Here is a 1,825-nt window from a genome sequence, read left to right on the forward strand (position 1 = left end):
AGTCTACCTTATTATTTTCAATCCATTTTCCTAATAAATGAATGGATTTTATTCATATAATTTGAGGTGGTATCGTTGGTTTTTAAAAATAGAAAGCTTATTTTCAAATCAAATGAAAAAGAGGTAAAATTATAGATATTCATGTAGAAATTTCGTTTTGGGGATACTTAAAATCTTAAGGTGATGGGCATGTGGTGTTACACTTTAAAAGCTTTATAAAATTTATAGATATAGCGATTTTCTTTATTAATAATCATTTGTATGTACGTTTACTCACACACATACAAATGATTTATAAAGCTACAATTAAGTGAAAACATCTTTTCCGTTACGATAACATCATAGCCATGTCTTCTGCTGCATTTGTAATTAGTTTTAAACCAAATGTTTCTTGTAATACATCAAGCACGCCAGGTGAAATAAATTCAGGAGCCTTTGGACCGATGCGAATATCTTGAATCCCAAGACTAAATAGCCCGAGTAAAATGGCAACCGCTTTTTGTTCAAACCATGATAGCACAATACTTACTGGCAATTCATTCACTTCACATTGGAAAGCATCAGCTAAAGCAGCCGCTATTTTCACTGTAGAAATTGAATTATTGCACTGTCCTAAATCAATGTAACGCGGAATTTCCGTACCAGGTACAACACCGTAATCCACATCATTAAAGCGGAATTTTCCGCAAGAAGTTGTTAAAATAACCGTTTCTGGCGGAAGTGACGTTGCTAATTCACGATAATATTCTCCGCCTTTTCCCGGTGCATCACAACCGGCGATAACAAAGAAACGCTTTATTTTCCCCTCTTTTACTGCATCAATAATTTCTGGAGCTAATGATAATACTGTATTATGATGAAACCCTGTCACTAACTGTTCATCCGACTCCATATGTACTTCTGGAAGTTCTAGTGCTTTTTGAATTAATGGTGTAAAATCATCATTTTCAATTTTTTGTACACCTTCTAAACCTGCAATGTCATATGAAAAGAATCGATCAGAGTACGAGCCTTTAATTGGCATAACACAGTTCGTTGTAGCTAATATGGCACCAGTAAATTTTTCAAAAAGGCGTCTTTGATCATACCATGCCTTACCGATGTTTCCTTTTAAATGTTTATATTTTTTCAGCTGCGGGTATCCGTGTGCTGGTAGCATTTCAGAATGCGTATAAATATTAATGTCTTTTCCTTCTGTTTGCTTTAATAGTTCTTCTAGTGCAAATAAATTATGACCCGTAACTACAATTGCTTTACCTTCTACACGATTTTGTGTAATTTGTACAGGCTCTGGCACACCAAAATGATTCGTATGTGCCTCATCTAATAATTCCATCACCCGTAAAGCTGATTTCCCCACTTTCATAGCCATATCAATATGCTCTTGTTCGTTAAAGTTAGAATTTGTTAATGTCATATATAAAGCTTCTTGTGTTGTAGCATCTACAAATGCATCCGTATATCCTAGCTGAGCAGCATGTGTGCGATAAGCTGCAATTCCTTTTAGCCCAAACACAATCGTATCTTGTAAACTCGCAATCGTTTCATTCTTGCCGCACACACCCATTACTTTACATCCGCCTGCTGGCGTTTGTTCACATTGATAACAAAACATATCATCCCACCCTCTCCCAATCATTCATTACACCTTAAGCATAATACCCATTGAAAAAAAGTGATGTGATATCAATCACAATAATATATAAAGATTTGTAACAGTTCATATTGTTGACATAATATTTTTATTGACACTAAAAAATATGCATTAGTGTACACACATCTTTCGATACTTTTAAATAGCTAATTAATTTGGAGAAATATATAC

General features: G+C 34.4%; 1 protein-coding gene. It reads right to left on the reverse strand.

The window, feature by feature from the left end; all coding sequences use genetic code 11:
* Positions 1-328: 328 nt before the first annotated feature.
* The gene (hcp, locus tag ABWK52_RS22000; protein WP_016512509.1) at positions 329-1,615 is read right to left on the reverse strand and encodes a hydroxylamine reductase; all 1,287 of its coding nucleotides are present in this window, start codon (positions 1,613-1,615) and stop codon (positions 329-331) included.
* Between the last annotated feature and the right edge of the window lie 210 nt (positions 1,616-1,825).

This window comes from Bacillus sp. AP50 (assembly GCF_040492675.1).
Lineage (GTDB): Bacteria > Bacillota > Bacilli > Bacillales > Bacillaceae_G > Bacillus_A > Bacillus_A cereus.

Coding starts and splice junctions, on each gene's coding strand:
- hcp (WP_016512509.1), bottom strand. CDS start 1,615: ATGTTTTGTTATCAATGTGAACAAACGCCAGCAGGCGGATGTAAAGTA.